25 protein-coding genes, 1 other RNA gene and 1 pseudogene are annotated in these 23,610 nt (G+C 64.8%); 14 read left to right on the forward strand and 13 right to left on the reverse strand.

Translation table 11 applies throughout. From position 1 onward, the window contains the following. Positions 1–59: 59 nt before the first annotated feature. The 5 genes from AC6I21_RS07100 to msrA all read right to left on the reverse strand — a co-directional run bounded on the left by AC6I21_RS07100 (position 60) and on the right by msrA (position 5,323). A complete protein-coding gene (locus AC6I21_RS07100) occupies positions 60–554 on the reverse strand; it encodes a GNAT family N-acetyltransferase (RefSeq protein ID WP_497763338.1) in 495 nt (164 codons plus the stop codon). Positions 555–556: 2 nt separating this feature from the next. Beyond that, a complete protein-coding gene (locus tag AC6I21_RS07105) occupies positions 557–2,818 on the reverse strand; it encodes an ATP-binding cassette domain-containing protein (RefSeq protein ID WP_497763339.1) in 2,262 nt (753 codons plus the stop codon). A 144-nt stretch (positions 2,819–2,962) separates the two neighbouring features. Next, positions 2,963–3,547, reverse strand: coding sequence for a serine O-acetyltransferase EpsC (gene epsC, locus AC6I21_RS07110; protein ID WP_138173846.1), 585 nt, complete (start codon positions 3,545–3,547; stop codon positions 2,963–2,965). A 150-nt stretch (positions 3,548–3,697) separates the two neighbouring features. Next, positions 3,698–4,633: a cysteine synthase A gene (cysK, locus tag AC6I21_RS07115; RefSeq protein ID WP_138926182.1), complete on the reverse strand. Its 936-nt coding sequence runs from the start codon at positions 4,631–4,633 to the stop codon at positions 3,698–3,700. A 159-nt stretch (positions 4,634–4,792) separates the two neighbouring features. Further along, entirely contained in the window at positions 4,793–5,323 is a 531-nt protein-coding gene (gene msrA, locus AC6I21_RS07120) for a peptide-methionine (S)-S-oxide reductase MsrA (protein WP_497763407.1), read from the reverse strand. A 132-nt stretch (positions 5,324–5,455) separates the two neighbouring features. Here msrA and AC6I21_RS07125 point away from each other — a divergent pair, with 132 nt between their 5' ends. The 3 genes from AC6I21_RS07125 (at position 5,456) to AC6I21_RS07135 (ending at position 7,366) form a co-directional block, all read left to right on the forward strand. Then, positions 5,456–6,418: a Nif3-like dinuclear metal center hexameric protein gene (locus tag AC6I21_RS07125; RefSeq protein WP_497763340.1), complete on the forward strand. Its 963-nt coding sequence runs from the start codon at positions 5,456–5,458 to the stop codon at positions 6,416–6,418. Between the two features lie 58 nt (positions 6,419–6,476). Further along, complete coding sequence (locus tag AC6I21_RS07130; RefSeq protein ID WP_497763341.1) at positions 6,477–6,863, forward strand: VOC family protein; 387 nt, start codon at positions 6,477–6,479, stop codon at positions 6,861–6,863. A gap of 161 nt (positions 6,864–7,024) precedes the next feature. Further along, the gene (locus AC6I21_RS07135; RefSeq protein WP_346922090.1) at positions 7,025–7,366 is read left to right on the forward strand and encodes a hypothetical protein; all 342 of its coding nucleotides are present in this window, start codon (positions 7,025–7,027) and stop codon (positions 7,364–7,366) included. A 10-nt stretch (positions 7,367–7,376) separates the two neighbouring features. Here the strand turns inward: AC6I21_RS07135 and AC6I21_RS07140 are convergent, their stop codons facing one another. Then, on the reverse strand, positions 7,377–8,162 hold the full coding sequence (locus tag AC6I21_RS07140) for a YaaA family protein (RefSeq protein WP_497763342.1): 786 nt from the start codon (positions 8,160–8,162) through the stop codon (positions 7,377–7,379). Positions 8,163–8,304: 142 nt separating this feature from the next. Between AC6I21_RS07140 and rnpB the strand changes: the two genes are divergently transcribed. The 4 genes from rnpB to pstS all read left to right on the forward strand — a co-directional run bounded on the left by rnpB (position 8,305) and on the right by pstS (position 12,460). Continuing rightward, positions 8,305–8,665, forward strand: an RNA gene (gene rnpB, locus AC6I21_RS07145) — RNase P RNA component class A. 231 nt (positions 8,666–8,896) lie between these two features. Next, positions 8,897–10,357 (forward strand): glyceraldehyde-3-phosphate dehydrogenase, encoded by a 1,461-nt coding sequence (locus AC6I21_RS07150; protein WP_138173856.1) that lies wholly within the window; start codon positions 8,897–8,899, stop codon positions 10,355–10,357. Between the two features lie 124 nt (positions 10,358–10,481). Beyond that, positions 10,482–11,072 (forward strand): hypothetical protein, encoded by a 591-nt coding sequence (locus tag AC6I21_RS07155; RefSeq protein WP_497763343.1) that lies wholly within the window; start codon positions 10,482–10,484, stop codon positions 11,070–11,072. A 239-nt stretch (positions 11,073–11,311) separates the two neighbouring features. Beyond that, positions 11,312–12,460: a phosphate ABC transporter substrate-binding protein PstS gene (gene pstS / locus AC6I21_RS07160; protein WP_497763344.1), complete on the forward strand. Its 1,149-nt coding sequence runs from the start codon at positions 11,312–11,314 to the stop codon at positions 12,458–12,460. A gap of 102 nt (positions 12,461–12,562) precedes the next feature. Here the strand turns inward: pstS and def are convergent, their stop codons facing one another. From def to AC6I21_RS07180, 4 genes are all read right to left on the reverse strand, one after another. Further along, positions 12,563–13,135 (reverse strand): peptide deformylase, encoded by a 573-nt coding sequence (gene def, locus AC6I21_RS07165; protein WP_343832981.1) that lies wholly within the window; start codon positions 13,133–13,135, stop codon positions 12,563–12,565. 122 nt (positions 13,136–13,257) lie between these two features. Next, positions 13,258–13,644 carry a VOC family protein gene (locus AC6I21_RS07170; RefSeq protein WP_497763345.1) on the reverse strand — a complete coding sequence of 129 codons (387 nt, stop codon included), beginning with the start codon at positions 13,642–13,644 and terminating at the stop codon, positions 13,258–13,260. A 9-nt stretch (positions 13,645–13,653) separates the two neighbouring features. Beyond that, complete coding sequence (locus AC6I21_RS07175) at positions 13,654–14,487, reverse strand: aldo/keto reductase (RefSeq protein WP_497763346.1); 834 nt, start codon at positions 14,485–14,487, stop codon at positions 13,654–13,656. A 468-nt stretch (positions 14,488–14,955) separates the two neighbouring features. Beyond that, a complete protein-coding gene (locus AC6I21_RS07180; RefSeq protein WP_497763347.1) occupies positions 14,956–17,583 on the reverse strand; it encodes a LuxR C-terminal-related transcriptional regulator in 2,628 nt (875 codons plus the stop codon). Positions 17,584–18,075: 492 nt separating this feature from the next. On the opposite strand from AC6I21_RS07180, the gene AC6I21_RS07185 reads away from it, so the two are divergent. Together AC6I21_RS07185 and AC6I21_RS07190 are read left to right on the forward strand one after the other, a co-directional pair. Next, positions 18,076–18,291 (forward strand): HVA1 family protein, encoded by a 216-nt coding sequence (locus AC6I21_RS07185; protein ID WP_054820942.1) that lies wholly within the window; start codon positions 18,076–18,078, stop codon positions 18,289–18,291. Positions 18,292–18,301: 10 nt separating this feature from the next. Next, entirely contained in the window at positions 18,302–18,850 is a 549-nt protein-coding gene (locus tag AC6I21_RS07190; RefSeq protein ID WP_346922039.1) for a DUF488 domain-containing protein, read from the forward strand. A gap of 101 nt (positions 18,851–18,951) precedes the next feature. On the opposite strand, the pseudogene AC6I21_RS07195 reads toward AC6I21_RS07190, so the two are convergent. After that, positions 18,952–19,395 (reverse strand): annotated as a pseudogene (locus tag AC6I21_RS07195) (YdhK family protein); the annotation flags it as partial. Between the two features lie 423 nt (positions 19,396–19,818). Here AC6I21_RS07195 and AC6I21_RS07200 point away from each other — a divergent pair. The 3 genes from AC6I21_RS07200 to AC6I21_RS07210 all read left to right on the forward strand — a co-directional run bounded on the left by AC6I21_RS07200 (position 19,819) and on the right by AC6I21_RS07210 (position 21,158). Further along, entirely contained in the window at positions 19,819–20,394 is a 576-nt protein-coding gene (locus tag AC6I21_RS07200; protein ID WP_497763348.1) for a dihydrofolate reductase family protein, read from the forward strand. A 120-nt stretch (positions 20,395–20,514) separates the two neighbouring features. After that, complete coding sequence (locus tag AC6I21_RS07205; RefSeq protein WP_497763349.1) at positions 20,515–20,928, forward strand: nuclear transport factor 2 family protein; 414 nt, start codon at positions 20,515–20,517, stop codon at positions 20,926–20,928. 65 nt (positions 20,929–20,993) lie between these two features. Further along, on the forward strand, positions 20,994–21,158 hold the full coding sequence (locus AC6I21_RS07210; RefSeq protein WP_497763350.1) for a hypothetical protein: 165 nt from the start codon (positions 20,994–20,996) through the stop codon (positions 21,156–21,158). A 31-nt stretch (positions 21,159–21,189) separates the two neighbouring features. Here AC6I21_RS07210 and AC6I21_RS07215 read toward each other — a convergent pair whose 3' ends face one another. Both AC6I21_RS07215 and AC6I21_RS07220 read right to left on the reverse strand, forming a co-directional pair. Beyond that, positions 21,190–21,627: a winged helix-turn-helix transcriptional regulator gene (locus tag AC6I21_RS07215; RefSeq protein ID WP_497763351.1), complete on the reverse strand. Its 438-nt coding sequence runs from the start codon at positions 21,625–21,627 to the stop codon at positions 21,190–21,192. Between the two features lie 3 nt (positions 21,628–21,630). Further along, positions 21,631–22,374 carry an alpha/beta hydrolase gene (locus tag AC6I21_RS07220; protein WP_497763352.1) on the reverse strand — a complete coding sequence of 248 codons (744 nt, stop codon included), beginning with the start codon at positions 22,372–22,374 and terminating at the stop codon, positions 21,631–21,633. Positions 22,375–22,659: 285 nt separating this feature from the next. On the opposite strand from AC6I21_RS07220, the gene AC6I21_RS07225 reads away from it, so the two are divergent. Together AC6I21_RS07225 and AC6I21_RS07230 are read left to right on the forward strand one after the other, a co-directional pair. Further along, the gene (locus AC6I21_RS07225) at positions 22,660–23,052 is read left to right on the forward strand and encodes an MmcQ/YjbR family DNA-binding protein (protein ID WP_497763353.1); all 393 of its coding nucleotides are present in this window, start codon (positions 22,660–22,662) and stop codon (positions 23,050–23,052) included. Then, the gene (locus AC6I21_RS07230; RefSeq protein ID WP_497763354.1) at positions 23,049–23,423 is read left to right on the forward strand and encodes an MmcQ/YjbR family DNA-binding protein; all 375 of its coding nucleotides are present in this window, start codon (positions 23,049–23,051) and stop codon (positions 23,421–23,423) included. The genes AC6I21_RS07225 and AC6I21_RS07230 overlap by 4 nt, the downstream gene beginning before the upstream one ends. The last annotated feature ends 187 nt before the right edge of the window (positions 23,424–23,610 follow it).

The raw sequence follows: 23,610 nt of genomic DNA on the forward strand, positions 1-23,610 counted from the left end.
AAGGTGGGGGAGCCGGGTCTCTTAGGCCGGTTCCCCCACCTTTGGTGGTTAACCGTTTTCTAGCGCACCATCCGCAGATCGGTGATCCCCGGGATGTGGGGATCCTGGATCCCCACGCCGTCCAGTTCGAAGCCGTGCTTGCGATAGAACGCGATCGCCCGCGCGTTCTCATCGGCCACCCACAACAGGGCCGGTTCGCTGCCCAGGGCCGCCTCGAGCAGCTCCCGGCCCACACCCTGCCGGTATTCGCTGGCCAGCACATAGAGGCTGAACAATTGCAGCCCCCGCACGGGATCGGACCCCTCGGCCGGCAGCGGGGTCCCGGCGAGCGCGAATCCCACAATGCGTCCCTGGCGTTCGGCCACCACGCGGCGCAGGGCGGGGTCCTCATCGGCGAGCAGGCGGTCCCACAGGGCGCGCCGCCCCTCGGCGTGGGCCTGGGTGAAGAAGCCGCTGGGCAGCAGGTGCCCGTAGGCCTGTTTCCAGGTGGTCACGTGCAGTGCCGCCAGCTCGGCCGCATCGTCAGGGGCCGGGGTGCGCAGCGTGAAGTCCATGCTCAGCTGCCCACGTAGCGGGCCAGGTGCTCACCGGTGAGGGTTTCCGCTTCGGTCAGCTGGCGCGGGGTGCCTTCAAAGACAATGCTTCCGCCCTCGTGCCCGGCGCCGGGGCCCAGGTCGATGACCCAGTCGGCGTGGGCGATGACGGCCAGGTGGTGTTCGATCACGATGACCGTGTTGCCCTCGTCCACCATCTGATCCAGCAGGGCCAGCAGCTTGTCCACGTCCGCCATGTGCAGCCCGGTGGTGGGTTCATCCAGCACATAGGTGCCGGCCCCCTTGCCCAGGTTGATGGCCAGCTTCAGGCGTTGGCGTTCCCCGCCGGAGAGCGTGTTCAGCGGCTGGCCGAGCTTCAGGTAGCCCAAGCCCACCTGTTTCAGCCGTTGCAGCATGGCCTTGGCCTTGGGGACCTTCAGCTGCTGATGGGCCTGTTCGATGCTCAGCTCGAGCACCTCGGTGATGTTCAGCCCGTCCAGCCGGTAGTCCAGCACCTGGGCGGTGTAGCGCTTGCCCTCGCAGACCTCGCACAGCAGCGGCACCCCGGCCATGGAGACCAGGTCGGTGTAGGTGTAGCCCACCCCGTTGCAGTTCGGGCAGGCGCCCTCGGAGTTCGCGCTGAACAGCGCGGCCTTGACGTCGTTGGCCTTGGCGAATGCGGCACGGATCGGATCCAGCACCCCGGTGTAGGTGGCCGGGTTCGAACGCCGGGAGCCGCGGATCGCTGACTGGTCCACCACCGCCACGTCCTCGCGCTTGGAAATCGTGGTGTGGATCAATGTGGACTTGCCGGACCCGGCGACCCCGGTCACCGCGCACAGCACCCCGCGGGGGATGTCCACGTCCACGTTCTTCAGGTTGTGGGTGTTCGCCCCGCGGATCTGCAGCGGGTCCCGGCCCGGGCGCACCTGCTGCTTCAGCGGCACGGTGGCGGAGAAGTGCTGGCCGGTGAGGGTGTCGCTGGCCAGCAGCCCGGGCACATCCCCGGCGTAGGTGACCTGCCCGCCGTGGATGCCGGCCCCCGGGCCCAGGTCGATGACGTGGTCGGCGATCTTGATGACCTCCGGCTTGTGCTCCACCACCAGCACCGTGTTGCCCTTGTCGCGCAGGTCCGCCAGCAGGTGGTTCATCCGCTGGATGTCGTGCGGGTGCAGGCCCACCGTGGGTTCATCAAAGACGTAGGTGACATCGGACAGGGCACTGCCCAGATGGCGGATCATCTTCACCCGCTGCGCCTCCCCGCCGGACAGGGTGCCGGCGGGACGGTCCAGGGAGATGTAGCCCAACCCGATCTGCACCATGGATTGCAGCACGGCCTTCAGGTTGCCCAGCAGGGGAGCGGCGTCGGGGATCTGCAGCTGATCCAGGACCGGGATCAAATCCGAGACCTGCAGGGCGCTTAGCTGCGCGATCCCGTACCCGTCGATCTTCGAGGCCCGGGCCTTTTCACCCAGCCGGGCACCGCCGCAGACACTGCACGCGGCGGTGGTGGAGATCCGCGCGATCCAATCGCGGATGTGCGCCTGCTTGATCTCCCGCCCGGAGTGGATGTAGTTGTTCTTGATCCGGGTGATCAGCCCGGAGTAGCTCATGTTCGCCCCGTTCAGCTTCACCTTGCCCGGCTCCTCGTAGAGCAGCCGCTCCAGCATCGGTGCGGGCATGTCCTTGAGCTTCACATCCAGGTCCGCCTCGGTGCCGGCGGTCAGGGTCTGCCACAGCCAGGCGCCGGGGGCGAAGTTCGGGGCGTTGATCGCCCCCTCGTTCAGGGTCTTGTCCCAGTCCAGCAGCTCGTCCAGGTCAATGCTCGCCTCGGTGCCGAACCCCTCGCAGGCGCTGCACGCCCCCTCGCCCAGGTTGAAGGAGTACGCCCCGGCCCCGCCGGCGCTGGGAGTGGAGTAGCGGGAGTAGAGCACGCGCAGCAGCGAGTAGGCGTCGGTGGCGGTGCCCACCGTGGAGCGGGAGTTGGCGCCCATGCGTTCCTGGTCCACCACGATCGCCGCGGTCAGGTTCTGCAGCACCTCCACGTCCGGGCGGGGCATGGAGGGCATGAACGTCTGGATGAACGCGGTATAGGTTTCGTTGATCAGCCGCTGCGATTCGGCGGCGATGGTGCCGAAGACCAGGGAGGACTTGCCCGAGCCGGAGACCCCGGTGAAGGCGGTGATCCGGCGCTTGGGAATGTCGGCGTCCACGCCCTGCAGGTTGTTCTCCCGCGCCTGGCGCACACGGATCATGTCATGGGTGTCTGCTGCATGCTGGCTCATGGACTTCAGCTTACTGAATCGTCGGGCCCGTCGACTTCTTGATTCCTGCCCGTCTGCCACCGGTGTTGCTGACCAGGGGCCGTAACGCAGGCAGGGGCCCGCGGCACCGGGACGGTGCTGCGGGCCCCTGGGGCGGGTAGGGAGCTAAATCCACATGGCAGGGTCAATGTACTCGGCCGGGTCCACCGCCGGCTTGCGCTCCTCCGGGGAACGCGGGCGGTTGCGCGCCGGGATGCCGGTGACAATCGAACCGGCCGGGGCGTCCTTGACCACCACGGCGTTGGCGCCCACCGCCGAATCGTCCCCGATCACGATCGGGCCCAGGATCTTCGCCCCGGCCCCGACCACCACCCGGTTGCCGATGGTCGGGTGGCGCTTGACCTTGGCCAGTGAACGCCCGCCCAGGGTCACCCCGTGGTAGAGCATCACATCGTCGCCCACCTCGGCGGTTTCACCGATCACCACCCCCATGCCGTGGTCGATGAAGAAGCGCCGCCCGATCGTGGCTCCGGGGTGGATCTCAATGCCGGTGACTGCCCGGTTCAGCTGCGAGAGCATCCGCGCGGCAAAGCGCAGGGACGGGTTCTGCCACATCCGGTGCGCGATCCGGTGCATCCAGATCGCGTGCAGCCCCGAGGCGGCGAAGAAGTTCTCGGTGTCGCTGCGCGTGGCCGGGTCGTGGGTGCGGGCAGTGGCCAGGTCTTCCCGTAGCCGGGAGATAAAACTCATGTGTTCACCTTAGGGGTCAAGGGCTGGCGACGTGCCATCGTGGGTCCCATTACGGGAGGTCACACGACAAATCGGCGCGCCGGGGCGGGTCTATCCAGTCCAACCGCACGGCACGCCGATTTATTCGCCAGCCATCACAATCCGCGGAAACTAGCCGCGGATGTCGTCAAAGAGCAGGGTCGAGATGTAGCGTTCGCCGAAGTCCGGGACCACCGCCACGATCAGCTTGCCGGCGTTCTCCTCACGGGCGGCCACCTGCAGGGCGCCCCACACGGCGGCGCCGGCGGAGATGCCGCCCAGGATCCCTTCCTTCACGCCCAGCGCGCGGGCCACGGAGACCGATTCCTCGATCGGGGCGTCCAGCACCTCGTCGTACAGTTCGGTGTCCAGCACCTCGGGGATGAAGTTTGCGCCCAGGCCCTGGATCTTGTGCGGGCCGGGCTTGCCGCCGTTGAGGATCGGGGAGTCCTTGGGCTCCACCGCCACGATCTTCACCTCGGCGTTCTTTTCCTTCAGGTAGCGTCCGGCGCCGGTGATGGTGCCGCCGGTGCCGATGCCGGAAACCAGCACGTCCACCTTGCCCTCGGTGTCTTCCCAGATTTCCGGGCCGGTGGTGTCGTGGTGGATCTTCGGGTTGGCCTCATTGGCGAACTGCTGGGCCCAGATCGCGTTCTCGGTGGTGGCCACGATCTCCTTGGCCTTCTCCACCGCGCCGCGCATGCCGTCGGCGCCCGGGGTGAGCACGATCTCGGCGCCGAAGGCGCGCAGCATCACGCGGCGCTCGGTGCTCATGGTCTCGGGCATGGTCAGCACCACCTTGTAGCCGCGGGCCGCGCCGACCATGGCCAGGGCGATGCCGGTGTTCCCGGAGGTGCCCTCCACGATGGTGCCCCCGGGCTTCAGCGCGCCCGAGGCCTCGGCGGCGTCCACAATCGCCACACCGATGCGGTCCTTGACCGAGTTGGCCGGGTTGTAGAACTCCAGCTTCACCGCAACGTTGCCCGGCAGCCCCTCATCCAGCCGGTTGAGCTTCACCAGCGGGGTTCCGCCGACGACCTCGGTGACGTTGTTGTAGATTTTGCCCATCGTGTTGGTTCCTTCACTGTATCGGTTGGCTGTGATCGCTAGCTTGCTCCGGGCCCGCGCACGGATCCGGAAGAACGAGTTGTGCTTCGGCCCGCCCCTTGCGCTCAAGGGCACGGTGCCGAGAAAAGCTTTCCCTCTCTAGGGTAGTTCTCGCGCCAATTACGACTCGTTGTTAAGCCACGAACCGTAATATTTCTTTACCTTTGCCAGCTTTGGGTCGATTATGACCCGGCAATACCCGGCCTGCGAGTACTGGGTGTAATAGTCCTGGTGGATGTCCTCGGCCACCCAGAAGTCGGCCGGCTGCTCCATGGTGGTCACGATAGGATCCGGGTAGAGCTCGGCGAACTTCGCGATCGCCCGCTCATAGTCCTGGCGCTGGGCGTCATCCAGCGGGAACATGGCGCTGCGGTACTGGGTGCCCACATCGTAGCCCTGCCGATTCAGGGTGGTCGGGTCGTGCAGGGTGAAGAACATGTCCAGGATGACCTCGGCCGGCACCACGGACTCGTCGAAGGTCACCGCCACGGCCTCGGCGTGACCGGTCATCCCGGTGCACACCTGGTGGTAGTCCGGGTGGGAGGTGTTCCCGCCGGTGTAGCCGGAGATCACCGAATGCACCCCGCGGGTGCGCTGGTAGACGGCGTCAAGACACCAGAAGCAGCCGCCGGCCAGCACGAAGGTGCGCAGCGTACGGCCATCAATCTCACTGGTCGGCTCGAAATGATGGGCTTGGGTTTTGGTTTGTGAACTCACATCCATAGCCAACACCACGGCGTTGCATTCTGTTCCCGTTCCCGGCCCACCGCGTAGGCTAGAGGTATGCAGAGCAAGGTGAACAACCCGGTCGGCGATGCGCGCAAGACCGAGGCAACAAAGCAGGATCAGGCTGCGAAGAACCCCGAATCCCCGGCCGTGGCCGGCGGTGCGGCAGCCGCGGGCGCCGAGTCTGCCGTGCCCAGCGTGGGCACCGTGCTGGAGGCCGCCGAGGAGCTGTGGCCGCAGTCGCTGGCCGAGGACTGGGACGCCGTGGGCCTGGTCGCCGGGCGCACCACCGCCAGCGTCAAGAAGGTCGTCTTCGCGGTGGATCCCACCCTTCAGGTCATCGAGGACGCGATCGAGCGCGGCGCGGACCTGCTGATCACCCACCACCCGCTGCTGCTCAAGCCGGTCAACCAGGTCGCCGGCACCAGCTTCAAGGGCGAGGCCATCACCCGGCTGATCGAATCCGGGTGTGCGCTGCTGACCGCCCACACCAACGCGGACAGCGCCATCGGGGGAGTGAACGACGCCCTGGCCGACGCGTTTGGGCTCAGCGACTGCGTGCCGCTGGTCGTCTCGAAGGACGGGCTGCCCGAGGAGGGCCTCGGCCGGGTCGGCTACCTGGAAAAGACCATGACCCTGCAGGACTTCGCCGAACGGGTCTACACCGTGCTGCCGGCCGTGGCCGGCGGGGTGCGGGTGGCCGGGGACCGCAACGCCATCGTGCGCAAGATCGCGCTGTGCGGCGGAGCCGGGGACTCGCTGTTCGAAGCGGTGCGCTCCCATGACGCCGACGTGTACGTCACCGCCGATTTGCGTCACCACCCGGCCAGCGAGGCCCGCGAAGCGGCCGGGGATTCGCATCCCTACCTGGTTGACGTCTCCCACTTCGCCTCGGAGTGGGTGTGGCTCTCCGCCGCGGCCCGCGCCTTGCAGAACGTGTTACGGGACCTGGGCTTTGCCATCGAGGTGGAAGTCTCCCAAATCAACACCGACCCGTGGGACTTCGTGCTCACGCCGTAGGGTGTGGCAAGCTTTTCGAAACCCCTGATTCCCTTTCCCTCGACGAGCTGGAGCACCCGTGCTGCATCACCTGGAGTTGTGGGTCGCGGACCTTCAGCAGTCAACGGCCAGCCTGGGATGGCTGCTGCAGCGACTGGGCTGCACCGTGCTGGACGAGTGGGCGCACGGGGTGAGCTACGGCCGGGACGGGTTCTACATCGTGGTGGAGTCCGGGCCGGACGTGCTTCCCGGCCGGCACCAGCGGTGCGCTGCGGGGATGAACCATCTGGCGTTGAGCGTTTCGGCCGCCGAGTTCGATCAGGTCACCGAGGATGCGCTGAAACACGGATTCACGCTGCTCTTCGCCGACCGGCACCCGTTCGCCGGTGGCAGCGAGCACCGCGCCGCCTATCTGGAGGACGCGGAGGGCTTCGAAGTCGAACTCGTGGCACAGGACCCGCAGTAGATGCCCGCTGGGCGGCGGCATGGCCATGGAAGCCAAACAGCGCCCGAACAGGGAAACATCCCTTGTCAGACGGCGCCAAGTGGCCTAGGTTGAAGGTCAACGAAATTCGGCGCCGCACGCAGGCGGTGCCGAATGAACGCACCGGCAGGGGGCATTCAACGATGAAGGCAATCCACAAGAAGCTCATCGTCGTGGGACTGGGGGCCGTGGTGCTCGGGATCCTGCTTAGCGTCATTGCCCCGGTCATCTTCCAGCCGGTTGCGCTTAACATTGGCCCGAACAGCAATGACCCGCTGATCACCTACACGTTGGGCGCGATCCTCTTGTTCGCCCAGTCGTTCCTGACCCCGTTTGGCGCCACGCTGACCGCGATCGGAGTGGCGCTGCACTGGATGGGGCGCCAGGAGGCCACCGACAAGCAGTCGACTCATGAGGCGGGTGCGGAGCCTGAACCCATTCGGCGGGATGCCGTGCGTCCCAGCGATTCCGACGAGCTGCAGTAGTTCGGCCGGGCTACACCCCGGCGGTCGCCTTCGCCGGGGACGTGAACTGGTGGTCCTCGGCCAGCACGATGTTCAGGGCCAGCCCCTTCTTGTCCTCCGATAGGGTCGCGTCCCACCGGGTGTTCGCCAAATCCAGCAGCTCCTGCGCGTTGGCCGGCTCGCTTTCCTGTTCCACCAGGAAGCGGGCGACCTCACCGCGGGTGTGCTTGGCGAAGTGCGACACTACCTTCGGCGTCCCGTTGCGCAGCTGGAAAACGTTGACCGCCACGCTGTTGCCGTTGGACGGCTTATAGGCGGCAGCGTAGGTGCTCGAGCGCGCATCCACGATCAGCTGATCCCCAGCGTGCGCGTCCAGCACCGGGGTCAGGCGCTTTTTCCACCAGCTGGCCAGCTTGCCCACCGGCTCGAGCTTCACGCCCATCGAGAGCCGGTAGGGCGGGATCCGGTCGGCGAAACCCACGGCACCCCACAGCGCAGAGACCACCACGATGGACTCATCGGCCCGCCGCTGCGCGGCGGCATCCAGCGTGGAATACCCCAGGGCCTCGAAGAGCACGCCGGAGTACACGTCATGGGCCTGCGCCGCCGGTTCACGGTGCAGGGTGATGTTGCGTGCCACTTCCTCGGCCAGCGATGCCCCGACGCCCAGCACCTGCATGGCGTCCTCGGCGGCCGACACCGTGCGCAGCGCCGCCAGCACCTCACCGCGCGCCTCGCCCAGCTGGGGGAAGGAGAGCGCGGACATCTCAAATGGGTCACCGCTCGCGTGGGCGGTCTTACCTTCGGAAGGGGGCAACAGAATCAGCACGCCTTCCAGCGTACTAGCAGTCCACGCCCCAACGCCCATCGGGTGAAGGCATCCTGCAAGCGCCATGATCCCTTTCGGCAACCGGCTGATTGCCGTCGTTGCCGGGGCAGCGCGTAGAATGAAGGGCGAATGGGATGACCAGGCGACCGCGTGCCGCATCAGCGGCCCGAGGAACGTCCGGGCTCCACAGAACAGGGTGGTGGGTAACGCCCACTCGGGGTAACCCGCAGGCCAGTGCCACAGAAAGTAAACCGCCAGGTCTTCCTGGTAAGGGTGAAAGGGTGGTGTAAGAGACCACCAGCGTCCCGGGTGACCGGGACGGCTAGGTAAACCCCACTCGGAGCAAGGTCAGACAGACTGCGTCATGAGGGCTGTTCGCCCCAGCAGTTGGGTGGACCGCTAGAGGCTGTCGGCAACGGCAGCCGTAGATAGATGGTCGTCGCCGCCTCATGCAGGCGGAACAGAACCCGGCGTATCGGTCATCCCATTCACCATCCTCCTGCCTCCACCCTGATGCGGTTTTTTCCGAGCGCTGCCCTCCGGCTGGGTGACAGGTCTCACAGGGTCACATTCCGCACCGGTTCACCAAACGTTTATGATGGATGTGTATTCAACGGGGAATGATCCTGAAACCCCGTGCCACCGTAAATGCAATGGTGCTTCTCACGGTGCCAACCGACTTTGAGGATCCGGAAGTCGGCTGAAATTGGAAGGGATTTTCTGTGACCCAGCAGTCTGTCGTTGCCCAGGAAGATTGGAGCGGGCGCGAAGAGCTCGCCGAGGCCATGATTCCGTTGATCGGACGTCTTTACCGCAAGAACAATGTGGTGACCTCCATCTACGGCCGCAAGCTGATCAACCAGTCCGCCATTGACATCATCAAGGCCCACCGCCTGGTGCGTCGCATTGATGGCGAAGAGCTGGCTCTGACCGCGACCATGCCGATCCTCGAAGCCATTGATGAGCTGAACGTGGGGGCCGTGTCCGTTGACCTGGGCCGCCTGAACAAGAAGTTCACCGAATCCGGCGCCACCGACCTGAAGTCCTTCCTGAGCGAGGAACTAGGCGAGAAGGTCGGCCAGGCCGGCGCCACCGACGCCGAGCCGCAGGACGTCGTCCTCTACGGCTTTGGCCGCATCGGCCGCCTGCTGGCCCGCATCCTGATTGAACGCGGCGGCTACGGGCTGCGCCTGCGCGCCATCGTGGTGCGCAAGGGCGCCGAGAACGACCTGCAGAAGCGCGCCAGCCTGCTGCGCCGCGACTCGGTGCACGGCAAGTTCGACGGCTCGATCACCGTGGACGAGGAAAACAACACCATCCTGGCCAACGGCACCCTGATCCAGGTCATCTACTCGAATGACCCGGCCTCGGTGGACTACACCGAGTACGGCATCGACAACGCCATCGTGGTGGACAACACCGGCCGCTGGCGCGACGAGGAGGGCCTGGGCCAGCACCTGAAGGCCAAGGGCGTCTCCCGCGTGCTGCTCACCGCCCCGGGCAAGGGCGATGTGAAGAACATCGTGCACGGCATCAACGATTCGTGGATCGGCGCCGAGGACACCATCCTCTCGGCCGCCTCCTGCACCACCAACGCCATCACCCCGGTGCTCAAGGCCCTGAACGACAAGTTCGGCGTCGAGCACGGCCACGTCGAAACCGTTCACTCGTTCACCAACGACCAGAACCTGATCGACAACTTCCACAAGGGAGAGCGCCGCGGCCGCTCCGCAGCGCTGAACATGGTCATCACCGAGACCGGGGCCGCCAAGGCCGTGGCCAAGGCGCTGCCGGAGTTCGCCGGCAAGCTGACCGGCAACGCCATCCGCGTCCCCACCCCGGATGTGTCCATGGCAATCCTGAACCTGAACCTGGAGCAGGAGACCACCAAGGACGAGCTGAACGCGTACCTGCGTGAGACCTCGCTGACCAGCGACCTGCACAAGCAGATCGACTACATCGACTCCCCGGAAGTGGTGTCCACCGACTTCGTCGGCTCCCGCCGCGCCGGCATTGTCGACGGGCTGGCCACCATCGTCTCGGGCAAGAACGCCGTCGTCTACGTCTGGTACGACAACGAGTTCGGCTACTCCTGCCAGGTGGTGCGCGTGATCGAGAGCATCGCCGGCACCCACCCGGTCGCCGTTCCGGCGCTGAAGGCCGAGGCCGTCGCCGCCCAGTAGCACCGGCAGCAAACCCAACCACCGGGCGCCAGGAACGCATTGTTGCGTACTTGGCGCCCGGTGGTGCGTTTAATCACCAGTGATCAGCGACAATTTTTTGACGGTACTTGTTAGGCTCGGAAATATGAAAGCAGTTGCCGCAGACACCCGAAAGCGTATCCTTCCCCTGGTGGCAGTGCTCGCGTTGAGCCTGGCCGGCATGACCGCCTGCTCCGCGCAGCCCAACGACGCCAGCGCGTCCCAGGCTCCCTCCAGCCCGGCAGCCAGCAGCGAAGCGGCGCCGAGCACCCAGGCCGAGTCGACCCCCAGCACCGAAGCCAGCGCCAGCACTAAGACCAGCGCCCCGGCCAGCGAAACCGCTGCCGCTGCCGATGAGGCGAAGCTGAGCCTGACCAAGGAGAAGCCGCGCGGGGTCATCGCCGACACCGACTTCAAGGATGTGAAGGCCTCCGAGCAGAGCGGCAAGCTGATTGTCGCCGACGGCGGCTGCCTGCACCTGAAGGACAAGGGCGAGCCGACCCTGCTGCTCCTGCCGGAACAGGCCGAGGTCCTGAACCGCCAGCGCCCCGGCGTTGAGCTGGATGGCACCACCCACTACGTGGGCCAGCCGGTGACCATTACCGGTGAACTGGCCGAACTGACCGACGCCCAGGAAAAGGCCGTTCAGCAGTGCCACCCGCACGGCAAGGTGCTGCAGGTCCAGTCCATGAAGTAGGCGCCAAAAACAGCGCATCCACCGCGACCGCCGGAACCGGGCCGAAAAAGCCTGGTTCCGGCGGTCGCTGTCATTGACCCCAAAACGCTGCCGTACAGGTCACTGCGGGAACAGGGGTGGCGTGCATCTCCCCGGCGCTGTAGGGGCCGTGGCTAAGTGGCCGACGCCCAGCAGGGTTGCCTAGGATTGAGGATGGCCACAGTGAGGGCCGACTTTCCCCCAACCCAGGAGTTCCACCCATGCCAGGTACGTCCGCACCTGACCCGGTCCGCACCCACCGCCGCCCCGCACTGGCCGTAACCAGTGTGCTCGCGCTGAGCACGCTGGTGCTCACCGGCTGCGGGAATGACTACCCGCTGGGTGAAGAACAGCGCAAGGCCGCCGAGCAGAACACCTCCTCCCTGGCCGGAACCATCACCGGGGGCGGCTCCACCGCACAGAACGCGGCCATGAACGCCTGGACCACCGGGTTCTCCACCCTGCACCCCAAGGTGCAGGTGCAGTACGCCTCGGTGGGCTCCGGCGCCGGGCGCGCCGGCCTGCTGGCCGGCGGCACCGAATTCGCCGGCTCGGACGCGTACCTGAAGGATGAGGAGGAAGCCGAGTCGCGGGCCACCTGCGGCCCGCAGGGCGCCATCAACATCCCGGCCTACATTTCCCCGATCACCGTGGCCTTCAACCTGCCCGGGGTGCAGAGCCTGAACCTGGACGCGCCCACGGTGGCACGGATCTTCAACGGGCAGATCACCAGCTGGCAGGATGAGGCCATCGCCAAGCTGAACCCGGGGGTGAAGATCCCGGACGTGCCGATGACCGTGGTGGTGCGTTCGGATGACTCGGGCACCACCGAGAACTTCACCGAGTACCTGCACGAGGCCTCACCCCAGCAGTGGAAGAGCGACCCGAGCGGATCCTGGCCCTCGGGCACCCGGGTGGAACAGGCCCAGGGCAACTCCGGGGTGGTCACCACGGTGACCCGCACCGAGGGCGCCATCACCTACGCGGATGACTCGCTGGTCGATGATTCGCTGGGCAAGGCGGCCATCGGCTCGGGGGACACGTTTGTTGAGGTCAGCGGCGAGGCGGCCGCCCGTGCCGTGGAGGAGGCCGAACGGGTCGAGGGCCGCGGCGAGCACGACATCTCCCTGGCACTGGACCGCACCACCACTGCGCAGGGCGCCTACCCGCTGGTGATGGTCTCCTACTTCATCCTGTGCTCCAGCTACACCGACGCCAAGCAGCTGGAACTGGTCAAGACGTTCGCCGACTACGTGGTCAGCGACGAGGGCCAGCAGGTGGCGGCGGAGTCGGCCAAGAGCGCCCCGATGCCCAAGAACCTGGCCGGCCAGGCCCGCGACGCGGTCGCCTCGATCACGCTGCGCGACTAGACCTGCCGGACGGCGCCCAGGCACCACCGCAATGACAAGGACCGGGGTCCGTGAAGCACGAACTTCACGGACCCCGGTCCTTGCCGGGTTTGCCTGGTGGGCCTAGTGGCCGAACGGGTCCGCGTCGGTGCCCGGCAGCCAGGTGATGCCCGGGGTGCCCCAGCCCAGCGACTTCTTCGCCTTCAGCCAGCGCTTGTCCCACTTGGGAACCAGCTTGTCCACGTACAGCAGCCCGTCCAGGTGGTCGAACTCGTGCTGCATGATGCGGGCAAACCAGCCGTGGGCCTCGAAGGAGACCGGCTTGCCGAACTCGTCCACGCCCTCCACCTTCGCGTAGTCCGCGCGCTTGAGCGGGAAGGAGAGCCCGGGCACCGACAGGCATCCCTCGGACTCCTCATCCACATCCGGGGCCGCCTGGGAAACCTTGGACAGGGTCAGCTTCGGGTTGATCAGCACCCCGCGCTCCGGGGCGGTGTCCTGGTCCGCGTAGATGTAGGTGAAGATCCGCAGCCCGATGCCGATCTGCGGGGCGGCCAGGCCTACCCCGTGGGCGGCGTCCATGGTGGTGTGCATGTCGGCCACGAGCTCGCGCAACTCGTCGTCGAAGACGGTCACTTCCGCGGCGCGCTGATGAAGTACGGGTTCCCCGTAGACGGTGATTTGCCGGATGGGCACTGGTTCGGGTCCTTCCAAGATCCAGTCATTGACTTCTCCATAATTCCACGCCTGCCCCGCCCAGGCCACTTGGGTGGCGGCGCCGGCGGGCAAATGTGAGCGGGACGTCACCCCCGGTGGCACTACAGGTAGGCCGGGGCCAGCAGCTCCAGGTGGTTGCCGAACGGGTCCTGGACGAAGAAGCGCTCGTAGCCTTCGAAGCTGTGCCGTTCGGACCAGTCCACCTGGACCTCGGCCTGCTCCAGGGTGTGGGCCAGCAGCGCCAGCTCCTCCCGGTCTGCCAGGCGCAGCCCGGTGTGTCCGCTGCCTTCGGGCACCGGGGCGCCGACCTCCAGGTGGATTTCGGCGGTGATCAACCCCTGGTCGTCGAAGCAGCAGAACCACAGCTGCCCGTCACGGGCCCGGGCGGGGCGTTCGACTTCCTCCAGCCCCAGCAGCTCGGCGTAAAAATGGCGGGCGGTGTCTTCCAACCCGGCGGGCATGGCCAGCTGGATATGGTGCAGTCTCATGTATGGTCCCTAGATGACTTCCAGCGGCACCGGTGAGGTCGGGGCCGGGAAGGCGGCGTCGATGCGGGCCAGGTGCTCGTCGTTCAGCCGCAGGCTGCCGGCCTCCGCGTTTTGCCGCACATGCTCGATGCTGCTGGCCTTGGGCAGCGCGATCACGCTGCCCGAACGGATCGCCCAGGCGATCAGCACCTGGGCGACGCTAGCCCCCAGTTCCTGGGCAATGGCGTTCAGTGTGGGGTCGGACAGCATCTCGCCCTGCTCCAGGGGCGAGTAGGCCATGACCGGCACCGGCGGCTTCATGGACAGCTGCTGCGGGATCAGGTCGAATTCGATGCCGCGGCGGGAGGGGTTGTACAGCACCTGGTTTACCGCCGGGTGCCCGGGCAGGTAGGACAGTTCCTCCGGGTCAAAGTTGCTCACGCCCCAGGCCCCGATCAGTCCGCGGTCCTTGAGCTGTTCAAAGGCCTCCACGGTGTCTTCCAGCGGGTGCGCCCCGGGCCAGTGCAGCAGGTAGAGATCGATCCAGTCGGTGCCCAGGCGCTCCAGCGAGCGCTCGCAGGCGGTGATGGTGCCCTGCCGCGAGGCGTTGGAGGGCAGGACCTTGTCGACGAGGAAGACTTCATCGCGCACCGGCGCAATCGCTTCCCCGACCAGGTCCTCACTGCGCCCATCGCCGTACATTTCCGCGGTGTCCACCAGTGACAGGCCCAGTTCAATGCCGGTGCGCAGCGTGGCGATTTCCTTCTCCCGTGCCGCGGGATCATCTCCCATGAACCACGTGCCCTGGCCAATGGCCGGAACCGCATCCCCATGAGCGAGTTGTACCAAAGTATGGTGTTCCATGTCATACACCCTAGGCGAGGAGTCGTGTCCTGCCCGGTATTTGTTGGCCTCATCAACGGCGTTGGCGGCGAATTCCTAGCAAAATCGGCGTTTGTTAACAACAGCGCGCTGCCGCGTGCGGGTCGGCGCAGAACAGGGATCCGGGGGTAAAGTCGGCGCAACGAGAAAAGCCAGCATCTGTGAATGCTGGCTTTTCCCGGTATCGGCCGAAGTCGTTCTGCGCGTCATCGACGCGAGCGAGAAGACCGTGGCTAACTTACTCAATTGACCAAATGGCACGCCCCCCAAAGCGTCCAAGTGCCCCGTTGGCCAATTGACCATAGCTTATTGAGTGCCAAGGACATTTGGAGGGGTACTAAGTAGTGCTTTCGGAATTTTTAGGTAGTACTGCGTAGACGAATACCTGGCCTGTCCGACAGGGTTTGGACGAAAACCGGCCAACGGCGCGGATACTGCGCCAGGCACCGCTCAGGTGGCGCTATCCCAGTAGCTCGTGACAGCCTGCGAGGCCCGGTTCGGCTGGGCCGGTTGCGCCGCACCATGTTGGAAGCCGTCGGGGTTGCTGCCGTCATGGTCAATGAGCTGGCGCCGGTCGCGGATTCCCAGCTTGGCGTAGGCCCGCTGCAGGTGGCCCTCCACGGTGCGCGGGGAGAGGTACAGTGCGGTGGCGATTTGCGTGTTGCTTTCACCCTGGGCGGCTCGCACGCAGGCGGCGTACTCGCGTTCGCTTAGCAGGGCGGAATCCACCCGGGCCCGTCCCAGACGCGGGGAGTTCACATTGGCCAGCGGTCCGGCGATCTCGGCGCAGCGGCTGAGCAGGTGGGAGGCCCGCGCCCGTTTCCCGGCGGCCCGGGCCAGTTCGGAGCCGTGGTTGGCCAGCTCCGCGGCGTACAGCAGGCGCCCTTGCCGCACGTGGTTGTCAATCAGCTCATCCAGCTGCGGGCCCAGGTTCTCCAGTGCGGTGCCGTAACCGGCCAGTGTGGTGGCCAACGTACCTTCCACGGTGGCGGCCAGGGAACTGAACTGTTCGGTCTGCTCGGTCAGCCGCAACCGCCAGGCGTCATGCAGCAGCCGCACCTGCTGCATTTTCAGCCCGCGTTCCTCGGCCTGGGTGAGCAGCCGTGAGAGGTAGTACCGGGCCGCAGCGGTGCCCTCGCTGCGCAGTACTGCCGCCAGTAGTGCCCGTTCAGCCTCCAGGCGCAGTGGCTGTCCATCAAAACGGGCTGCGCGGGCCTGTTGCAGGAAGTGCCGTGCCTGTTCGGTGTTCCCCAGCAGGGAGGCGGCCCGGGAGCGCAATGCCCAGACAATTGAGGCGGCGTTCAGCGGGTCGTTGAGCTCGGCCAGGGACAGCGCCTGGTCCAGTGCCACCGCGGCGACCTGCGCGTTGCCGGTCTCCAGGTTCCAGGCACCCTTCCAAATCAGCTGGTCCAGGTGGTGGGCGGAGCTGGAGTCGTCCTGGATCCGGGTGATGCGCGAACGCAGCTGCTGGGACCCGTTGCCTTCGGCCAACAGGACCGGGTGCAGCGCCGAGAACATGGTGCGCCGGCCACAGGCGCCGGTGTGTGCCCACACCGGCGAGGCGAATACCTGGGTGAACAGCTCTCGGGCCCGTACCGCCTGCCCCTGATAGGCCAGCAGGAGTCCGTAGCGGGCGAGGCAGGCCAGGCGAAGATCCGCGTGGATCCGCTGGTCCTCGAATGCCGCCAACAGGCTGACCGGGTCCACCGGCTGGTCCTGCAGGCTCAGCAGCACCAGACGCTGGGCCTCCACATCCGGCGGATCCCCGGGGCGCGGCTGCAGCAGGTCTAACGCCAGCTGCGGGGTGGGGCCATGGTGGTGAATGTAGGCGGCCGCCTGACGGATTGGCGCCGCATGCTGATCCAACCAGGGGGATAGGGTCTCCAGGCCCTGATTTGCCGTACCGGTCTCGAACTGGGCCACGGCCCGGGCGGCGGCCAACAGGGTGCGGGTCTCCGCGCCCACCTGCTCCTGGGAACCCAGTTGCTCGGTCAGCGCCACCACGATGTCATACCGGTAATTCGCCCCAGCCCGCAGTACGGGCCGCAACAGCTCATCTGCCGGCAGCGGACATCCGACCCGCTGACGCAGCAGGGCCAGGTTGATTTCCAGCTCCCCGGTATGCGCCCCATTCGAGATCACCGGGCCCAGCGCCTGCAGATGCTGGCCCAGCCGGTGACGGCCCAGCAGGCCAACAACGGCCTCGGCCGGGATCCCGGCAGTCAAGTCGACCAAGGGGGTGGCGGGTGAGTCGTCATGGGAAGGCTCGGCATCCAGGACCCGCGCGAGTCCGGTATCGATGGCCCGGTCCAGCACCTCGGTGCCCAGCACCTCCCCGGCCCACTGCAGCGGCAATTGACCGGTAATGGCCAGGCGCTCCACCAGTTCGCGCATGGGAGGGGACTCGGCACCCAGCCGGGCGTGGACCAGATCGCTGATCCGCGTCCCATTGGGTTTCCACTCCGGGTGCAGGCTCCAGTACCCGCCTACAAAGCGCACCGCGTGCTCGTCCTGCGCGTCATAGAGCAACTCACGCAGCTGCAGGGGCTTGCCGCCAGAGACATGCAGTAAGGTGCACACGGTACTTTCGTTGACCGGGCCGCCAAGCACCTCCTCGGTGAGGAACCGTGCGTCCTCACGATTCATTGGTGCCATCTCCAGCCGCCAGGAGCTGTGCATGCTGGCCAATTGGGCCAGGCAAATGGGCAGCTGACGCAGTTGGGTGGTCGCCACCACCAGGTGCACCTGACCCGAGAGGGCCAGTTGTGCAAGGACGGCGGCGCTTTGCTCATCGACCTGCTCGGCTCGATCCAGCAGGATCCACATGGGTGAGTGGGAAGAGAACCCGGTGATGGCGGCAATCATTCGCATCGGATGCCCCGCCGCTTCCCGCGTCTGCGGGATCTGCGAACACAGGCTGGACAGGACAGCGAACTCAACATGGGCCAAGCCAGAAGCGCCGGTAATCCAATAGAACTTCTGTCCCAGCGCCCGCAGCAGACGCAAGGCGAAAGTGGTGCGCCCACTGCCGGGCTTGCCGATCACAAAGACCGTTTTGCCCTCCTGCAGTCTTTGCACGCCTTCGCGCATCGCAGTGTGACGGGATGGCAATAGAGCCGGCAGGGGAGCGGAGGGGCCAGTCATGGGCGCAAGGACTTTCAGTGCGGAGCGGGTAAAGGGGGCTGGGGAAGAGAGCTAATCCGGCACTCGCCGCGCATCACGCAGCACGGCCCAAGAGGGGCTGGGGCAATGCGCGGTGTCCATAACCCCAGTGTCGCACCGTGCGCGTTTTTGCGATAGCCCCGCGTCAGGGCGAACAGATGGCGCAGATATTCGAAATACGCTCTTGGAAGGACGGGGAATGCAACAACACCAAAACACCGATTCGAATACGTGTTCTAATCGAAGGATCCCCCCTGCTCCCGCTGGCCTAAATCGCACACGGTAACGCAGCGCTCGCCGAGAGCCGTCAAGACCAGTGATCCATCTAGCGGACGCCCAGTCGCTGGAACCGCAGGCCGCACGGCGTTACGCTACGGTCAGAAGCACGATCTTTAGAAAGGAAGCGTCATGAGCCACAAATTCTCCGTCGGAGACCACGTGTCCTGGAACTCCGAGGCGGGACGCGTCACCGGCAAGATCACCAAGGTCCACACCAGCGACTTCACCTACAAGGGGCACAACCGCCGCGCCAGTGACGACGAGCCCCAGTATGAAATCAAGAGCGACAAAACAGACCACATTGCCGCGCACAAGGGCAGCGCCCTACGCAAGCTGGAGAAGTGAGTAGCGGGCAGTGAGTAAGGCAACGGTCTACACCATCGGTCACTCAACCCACGACATCGACGAATTCCTGGCAATGCTCAAGGAACAACACGTCACAGTCCTCGTGGACGTGCGCCGCCTGCCCGGCTCCAACCGCTACCCGCAATACAACCAAGATGAACTGCAGTCCGCGCTCGCCGACGCCGGAATCGACTATCGCTGGATGCAGTCGCTCACCGGCCGCCGACCCGTGAGCCGGACTGTGCCATTTGAAACCAACGCCTGGTGGCAGAACCGCAGTTTCCACAATTACGCCGATTACGCGTTGGGTGAGGACTTTAACCAAGGCCTGGGGGAGTTGGCTGAACTGTCCAAGGAGCAGATCCCGGCGGTGATGTGTTCCGAAGCCGTCTGGTGGCGCTGCCATCGGCGCATCATCGCGGACCACCTGCTGGCCCGCAAGTTCCCGGTGCACCACATCATGGGACCTGGCGAGGTGAAGGACGCCGAACTCAGTTCCGGCGCGCGCATTGAAGGCAGGGAGCCCGAGGTGACATATCCCGCCACTGCCGCCGAATAGGGGCCGAGGGCAAAGCCGCGTCGGCCGCCCAAAGGGGCGGCCGACGCAGCTGCGCTGATGTGTGACACGCGGCGTCTTTAAGCCAATTCACGAGGTTGCGCCTACTGGGCAGGTTGGATCTCACTTTCCGTGACCCACTTGTGGTTCGTCATGTTCATTCCGTCTGCTTCGTAATCCACCATGTAAACCGTCTCGTCGCTCGAATGAGCGATGGTGGCTTTCGCACCGCGCATTCCGTTCATGTGCTCAGCCAGCAGGGTTACTTCGCTGCCGTCCGCGAAGCGGCCGGATCCTGCATTCTCCAGCTCTTCCTGCACTACCCAGCGGTGGTCTTCGACCTCGTCGCCACCGTCGAGTGGCGTGTAGTTCACCGAATACGTAAACGTCTCGAAGGCGCCAGAGATGGTTGCCTGCGCGCCGCTCATGCCCATCATGTGGTCCGCCGTCAGGGTGACCTCTGTCCCGACCGGGTAGGTCGGGTTCCGCGCTTCCTTGATGCCCACCGGGGCCGGTCCGCCGTCCATCGGGTGTTCCATCTGTGAGTGGTCCATAGTCCACACCTTTCTCTGGTTGTTCCCTCTGTCAATGCCGACGCTATACCCCTAGGGGGTATGGATCAAGTTTGGTGATCTGCGCCCAGGAGCCGATGGAGAAGGTGAGAAGTTCCAGGAAGTCCCTGTCGGCCGAACTGAGATTCGCGGAGAAGGCGAGAGCCGACCCCGCTGAAGCCGTCACGGAATTCTAGGGGCCGTGTTGCCCGGGGTCGCAGCCAGAGTGAATCGCGTCTGGAAGCTGTTGACCAACCGGAGCGGTGGCTGGAAACTCCCGTGAATTGTCACCCCGCTATGGACACGGTGCAGGGGTGATGGGATTCTTTTGCCGTTCAATAGCCGTCCGGGTGTTCCAGCTTTGAGGATTATCTGTGCGCCAAGCGGTTCCGTTCACAGGCCAGTCAAGAGGCATCCGTCATGAGCGAACAGACAGCCGGGCAGCCGCTGCGCTATTCCATCAACCTCACCCTAGACGGGTGCATTGACCACCGAGTGGGGGTGCCGGACGAGGAACTACACGCGCACTCGGCCCAAACCATTGCCAAGGCAGACGCGCTGATCTTCGGCCGGGTTACCTACCAACTCATGGAGAGTACTTGGCGGGCCTCGCCGACGGCACCACAAATGCCACTGTGGACGAAACCTTTCGCGCAAACCATTGATCAGGCCAAAAAGTACGTGGTCTCCAGCACGCTGGAACACGTGGACTGGAACGCGGAACTGCTCGCCGGGGACCTTCAAATAGCAATCAGGGGGCTAAAGCGTCAGCCCGGCAGGGGCCTCTACGTTGGGGGAGTGCAGTTGCCACTGGCTCTGGCCGAATTTGGGCTGATTGACGAATATGAATTCATAATTCAGCCGCGGGTGGTCGGGCACGGGCCCGCGCTGTTTGCAGGGCTCTCGCAGCACGTGGAACTGGAGCTGGTGGGCCACAAGGAGTTTTCCTCGGGTGCCATCGCGTTGCAGTATGTTCCCCGGTCCGCGGCCGTTTAGCGGCGTCGAATTCCAAGAGCGCTGTGCAACGTCTGCAGGTCCAAAAACGACGGAGCGCGAACCAAGTACAAGCTGACGGCTTGCGCGTTAACGAGCCATGGCTAAGAGGGAAGGAGATTAATGATGGATAGCGGACATAGGGAGGAGACTCCAGGGGTCGATCGTGAACTGACGAGCTTCATCCATCGATGGGCGGAAGCAATAGTCACCAATGACGTGAGTCGAATGGAATCATTCACAACGGCGAACTGGATTCTCATCGACCGGCCAGGAGTGATTTCCCGCGATTCTTTTCATAATGCCGTGGCAACCGGCCGCCTTCGCCACGACAGCATGAGTCATGAAGTCCTGGGCATTGACCGGTATGGATCAATCGCCGTGATTCGAACTCGTGGCCGGAATTCAGGGCTGTTCCAGGGCCATCCGATTAAGGCAGATGAGTGGACCACCAATATTGTGCTCAAGGAAGCAGGAGGATGGAAGTGTTTCTTGACGCAACTGACGCCCACAGGCACCGGGGCGGCCGAGGAATGAGATACCGAAAAATCTGCTGCAGACGAAGTGGGCTGGCCCATTGATGCTGCAGAACAACGATTGTCGTGAACCTCAGCGTGGACAAAATGCCGACGCTGAACAAGTTTGCGCCCGAGCTGGTGTCACTGGGCGAACTGCGCAAAACTCGTGGGCATGCAGGCCAACCTTTGCGAAGCGACGAAGCATTCTTGGGCGATGCCGTTATCGCAGGGGTTCCTGCCGTCCTCTAGTAGAACGTTCGCACGTCTTGCGGGTTGACACTCAGGTTCTGGCCTTTTTCTCTGTCCGATGTTCAGCTCGCAGGGAGTCCATGACGTTCCGCCATGACGCCGGCAGGTCGTAGGCGAGCTCCCGGACGACGTCGGTTTTCTCCTCGTCCGCAGGACAATGCTGCGCCCCCCACTGCCCGACGGTGGCGATGATCGGAACGAGGTCGATGCCCTTTTCCGTCAATGTGTATTTGGCTTTTTGCCGGTGAGTTGGATCGTCGACGCGGATGAGGCCCCCCGTCGCTGTGAGTCGTTCAAGGCGATCGGCGAGGATGCTACTGGTGATTTTCTCTTCCGATCCGCGCAGAAGTTCGCGGAAGTGCCGGCGCCCAGCGAAGATGATGTCGCGCAGGATGAGCAGCGTCCACCGGTCGCCGAGGACTTCTACTGCGAGATTGATGGGGCAGCCGGAACGGTCCGTTGTCGCCATGATCTACCTTTCTTCCTGGCTGTAGTGCTCGACTTCTTCAGCGATAAGGTCAACGACCTCGTTCGGCCGTGACAGCATGGGCCAGCGCCCACTCACGAAGTGCTTATAGCGCCATCGGCCTTGGGAGTGGTCGATGGCCTGACTCGACGTCTGGCTCTTCTCCTGTGAAAGGACCACAGAGGTCGTTGGTTGTCCTGCAGTGTCCTTCGTCAGCCGTGCAGGGTCGATGACGGTGTACCCCGGATGCGGCGTGAAGCTCTCGGCCAGACGGTTTCGGTCGGTGGCCGTGAGGTCTCGCTCATAGTCCAGCATGTGCCGTTCGGGAGGCAACCACAGGTTTCCCGCCTCGATGATCGCCTGGCGCTCCTGGTTGCGCGCCGACTCCGAGTCGCCCCAGCCATCGAGCAGTGAACGTCCGTCCGTTGGCATGAAGCCGCCGAAGTGAACAAGCCCGGCTACCTGGTCACCAAGCCGGTCAGCGACCTGGGCCGTAACCATTGACGAATAGGAGTGAGACACCAGCACCACCGGTGCGCCCATCCGCTGGATGTGGGTGGTGAGCTGATTGACGTGATCTTCCAGGTGGACCTCGGCGATGGAGGCGTGCGCCTGACCCGCTTCGAGTCCAAGCAGGGTCACGGCTTGCGCTTCAAGGCCCCTGCGACGCAGAAAGCTGGCCGTCGGTTCCCAGGCCGAGGCTCCACTCCACGCGCCGGGCACCAGGACTATTGCGGGATGAGTTTTCATCTCAAACCCGCGCTATCTGATCGGCTTTTGCGAGCAGTTTAAGGCTAGGGGATCCGATCGTGAAACACAACCAGAATTTTCACTAGTTTTCTCAGGAGCGCTTCGCCAGCTAGTGCGCACCGAGTTAGGCCGCTATCTCGGGCCGCTGTTGCCCGTCCGCGCGGGTGGAGTCATCGGGAGGAGTGCCATTTTTCGGGTTCAGATCCGCATGAACAACGCCACGCCGTGCGCGTTTCTCCGCTCTGGATAGAGTGGAATCGTCGTCGATCGGCAAGGAGGAAGCACATGGACGGTGAGATGATCCAGCGGTTGGCCGCAGCGCGTACCGAGGAATTGCCGGGGACCGGTGTCAGCTGGCCGTTCGGCCCGGACTGGGATGTATTCAAGGTGCGCGATCGGGTATTCATGCTGCAGACGAGGATCACGGGCGAGCCGATCGTGATCCTCAAGGCCTGGCCAGCGGACGGTGCAGCGCTGCGCGAGGCCTACCAGGAGATCACGCCGGGCTATCACATGAACAAGAAGCACTGGATCACCCTGAATCCCGGTGAGAAGATTGACGCCCAGCTGGTCGAGGATCTGGTCACGGAGTCCTACCTGCTGGTGCTGGAGCAGAATGTGCCGAAGAGCCGGTGGCCGGTAGACCCCTCTACGTTCGGAAAGGGCACAGGACAATGAGCCTGAGCGGAAAACAGATCCAGCACATCGCGGCCGAGGTCGCCAAGCGGCTGCCGGGTACGAGCAGCGGGTATCCGTTCACCGAGCATCTGGAGGTGTGGAAGGTTGCCGGAAAGGTCTTCATGATCATCACCGAAGATGAGCCGGAGCTTGAAATCATCACCGTCAAGACCGCCCCGGATCACGGGGACAAGCTGCGGCGAGATCATGCTTCGATCGGTCGCGGTCACTACCTCAACAAGCAGCATTGGATTTCCGTTGCCAGTGGCGAGACCATCACCCGCTCGCTGGTGGAACAGCTCGTGGAGGACTCCTATGACCTCGCGAAACATCAAGCGCCGGTGAAAGACCGGCCCAAGGATGACGTATAGCAGCCGGCATCACGAGGGGAAGCGGGTTGCATCGACGTGAGCCGACGCCTGGGCAGCCCGACGTTCCATGGCGTGACAACAGCAATCTGGGAACGTGGCGTTCAGTGTGATCGTCCACCGGGAGCTGTCGACGACCAGGGTGACCTGGGTAGAGATCGACTTGAATGAGAACGAGGTGCGAACCTCG

This window comes from Glutamicibacter sp. St.4D3 (genome assembly GCF_059728615.1).